5 protein-coding genes are annotated in these 3,275 nt (G+C 32.0%); all 5 read left to right on the top strand.

Annotated features, from left to right (window positions below; translation table 11 throughout):
- On the top strand, positions 1-795 hold a 795-nt coding region (locus GVN22_RS26910; RefSeq protein ID WP_370520490.1), incomplete at its 5' end, for a glycoside hydrolase family 19 protein.
- A gap of 16 nt (positions 796-811) precedes the next feature.
- On the top strand, positions 812-1,582 hold the full coding sequence (locus GVN22_RS26915; RefSeq protein ID WP_166554099.1) for a hypothetical protein: 771 nt from the start codon (positions 812-814) through the stop codon (positions 1,580-1,582).
- 119 nt (positions 1,583-1,701) lie between these two features.
- The gene (locus GVN22_RS26920) at positions 1,702-2,049 is read left to right on the top strand and encodes a hypothetical protein (RefSeq protein ID WP_166554100.1); all 348 of its coding nucleotides are present in this window, start codon (positions 1,702-1,704) and stop codon (positions 2,047-2,049) included.
- Positions 2,050-2,105: 56 nt separating this feature from the next.
- Positions 2,106-2,555, top strand: a complete 450-nt coding sequence (locus GVN22_RS26925) for a hypothetical protein (protein WP_166554101.1) — start codon at positions 2,106-2,108, stop codon at positions 2,553-2,555.
- Positions 2,506-3,275: hypothetical protein (locus tag GVN22_RS26930; protein WP_205691054.1), on the top strand; the 770-nt coding region annotated here is incomplete at its 3' end. The genes GVN22_RS26925 and GVN22_RS26930, both read left to right, overlap by 50 nt.

Raw genomic sequence — 3,275 nt, forward strand, 5'->3', positions numbered from 1 at the left:
GTCTGTATCGACAAAGTATATATCCATACTCAAGAAAGCCCAAGCTTTGAGGTATTACTCCCAAGCAAAAAGAAAACGACAATGGGAGTAGAGTTTGATATTAGTAATTCTATCAACAAATTTAAAATAGACATCCAAGACACTGAAGCTAAAGATGCTAAAATAGACGCTGTTTGGAAGTATTTGAATGGAGAAGGAACCAAAAATATTTCATTTACAGGCGAATTGGACGAAGTACTCCTGAAAAAAATATTTCCACAAGTATCCGATAATAATATTATAGAACTTTTGCCTTTCTTAAACAAATATCTTGTGGACTTTAATATGAATTCATGTCAGGAAAGAATTATGTTTTTTACTCAAATTGCAGAAGAAACTAATAATTTAGAATTATTAGAAGAAGGGAGAAGCGGATGGGCAAGTAGTACATCAAAGTATAGAGGTCGTGGAATGTTTCAGTTAACAGGATCTAGAAACTATAGAAATTTCGAAGACTACTGTAAATCATTAGGAGAAAATGTTGATTTCATCAATAATCCATCAACGTTAGCTGAACCAAAATATAGCGTGCTTTCTGCATTTTGGTTTTGGGATACAAACAATTGTAAACGATATTCGAGAGAATTAACAGAAGACAATATGCTTAAAATTGCTAAAGTTACAAATTGTGGCTCTATAACCTCTAATTGTGCACATAATGATCAAGAAGAACCATGCTACAGTTGTGAACCTAATGGATGGGCTCGAAGAAAATTAGAATTTGAACGTTTAAAACAATTATTCCCTTGTAATTAAACATAATATGAATAGCATGAAAATATATCTAATTATTACATTATTGTTTTTGTCAGCTAATTGCCAAGGGCAACGTAGTAACAAACTAATATTTGATAAGATACCGTTTGATTTATCACAAGGTCAAATTTATGATACAACTTATATTGACTTAAATTTTGATAATAAAAAAGATATTATCCTAAAATTTGTTTGTAATAATTTTGGAGCAGTTATTCCCCAAAATGAATCATCGCAACAATTAGCAATTTATTTAAATGATGGGTATGAAAGATTTAAATATAAATGCAAAAATACAACACTATTATTCTATACTTACACCTCGATTAAGCAGATTGATTTAGAAAAATTTGTAGTTGTCAATGAAGGTTCTGGGCAAGACTGGAATAGATATTACTGTTATTTTATATTTGATAAAACTCAAAATAATTGGTATCTCTATAAGACTGAAGTTTATCGAGGTTTTTATGAAAAAGGAAAAGCGATAGAAAGCCTAAAACTAATTGATATACAGGACTATCTCCAAAATCAAAGGGTTAGATTAAGTGATGTTGACTTTATCAACCTCTTCCAAAAATTCTTAGAAGAAGTGCCCGACCCAGCCTACTATGAAAAAATTAAAGTTAATCAAGCTTCTATATTTAGTACCCCTGACGTTAAAACCAAAATGTATCTAATTAAAGGAGATGAGGTTAAAATTATAAAAGAAAAGGGGGATTATCTTAAAATATACTATTTCGGGAAGAAAAAGATAGAAGGCTGGATAAAAAAGAGTGATGTGGAGTAAAGGAATATAATTTTTCAAATAAGAAAGCCCTCAATTTTTAATAAAAGTTGAGGGCTTTCTTATTTGATATCCAAGATACTGAAAATAAAGATGTTTAAATCGATGCCGTTTGGAAGTATTTGGGTAGTAAAGTTCAAGAGCATCAAGCTACTTCCCCTATTACTGGAGCACAGTTACATGAGATATTTTCGGGAACTTCACAAGAGAGATGCGACGAAGTAGCAAGTATTATCAATAAGTACAGCGATGAATATGGGATTGATAATGCCGAAAAAATGAGCCATTTTATTGGGCAGATAGGAGCTGAAACACAATTAAAAACATTGGATGAAAAGTCATATTCCGCTTCAAGAATTTTAACAGCCGATAAAACAAGGACGCTTAGAACACATAATGGGAAAAAGGTGCTAAAATATTGCTCACTTTTTGAAGGATATTCCTCCGATGGAACAGGCTTGAAGATATAGTAGTTCCTGAGGGTAGCTACAGCGGTAATTATGCAACTACAACATTTATGCAAGGAATGAGTAAAACTGTAAAGAGTATCATGGTAGATGAATTACCTCGAGGCCCTAATTTTTTTAGCGTGGTATACGCTTGTCAGTTAAATAATGGTGGTATAGAAACTGGTGATGGGAATCGTTTTCGAGGAAGAGGTTTCATACAAATCACAGGGCAAGCCAACTACCAAACAATGGTACAAAATAAGTGGAATCAGGTACATGGGGCAGGCACAAAAGATTTTATGTGTAGAAGCACAGAATGTGACAAAAATCTAGATGAAATTGCCAATGATTTAGATTTCTCAATGCTTATATCACTAACTTTCTGGAAGGCAGGAAATACAAATGAAAAGGCAAAAATAGTGAATAAAAAGGCAATTGAAGATGTAACCGAAGCGGTAAATGGTATGCAGATAGGAATTGACAATAGAACTTTATACACAAACAGAGCATATGAAATTCTCAAATAAACTAATGATGTGTTTGCTTTTCTTAGCAAAAATTTCTCTGGGACAAAGTAGTCAAGTCTCCTCAAATCTCAAAGATTTTGAAGGTGTATGGCTTTTTATTCCTCCTGAATGGAGTAATGATACTTCGTTTTTTTCACTAAAAATAATTAAAAAAATGAATATTTTACGAGTAACATATTGGAAAGAAAGTCAAGAAATATACAGTCGAGAAAGATATATCGGCTTTGCTCCTCAAAACAAAGAAATTCAAAAGTTATCAGATTTAGTTGAAGTTGGTACACGATTGTATTTTTTTTCACCCAATCCAAAAGCTCCCAATGATAGTATCAAATACTTTGAAGAAGCCAGTCCTAGTTGTTTGGCTATGTACAATGGTATAGCTGGAGAGGAAGAATTTAGTCCGCCTGAAAAAGGTAAACCCAATTATTTCACCTTTAATTTTAATGGAAGAGAAAATGAATATCATCAACAAATACATCATTTACCTAATCCTATAGTGCAAGCTCTTTGTCGTAATAGTACAGAAAAAATCAAAGTAGAGGCATTCTTAAAAATCAGGTATGCTATGATTAAAACTATTAAAACTTTTTTATACAAAGAACCAAGTGTACCTAGCAAAATGTATCTAATCAAAAACGACCCTATAGAGATAATTGAAGAAAAAAACGGTTGGTTGAAAATTAGATATTATCCAGAAAAAAATGGTGAATGGATAGGTAA

The organism is Cellulophaga sp. BC115SP, from assembly GCF_009905545.1.
Classification (GTDB): Bacteria; Bacteroidota; Bacteroidia; order Cytophagales; family Spirosomataceae; genus Flectobacillus; species Flectobacillus rivi.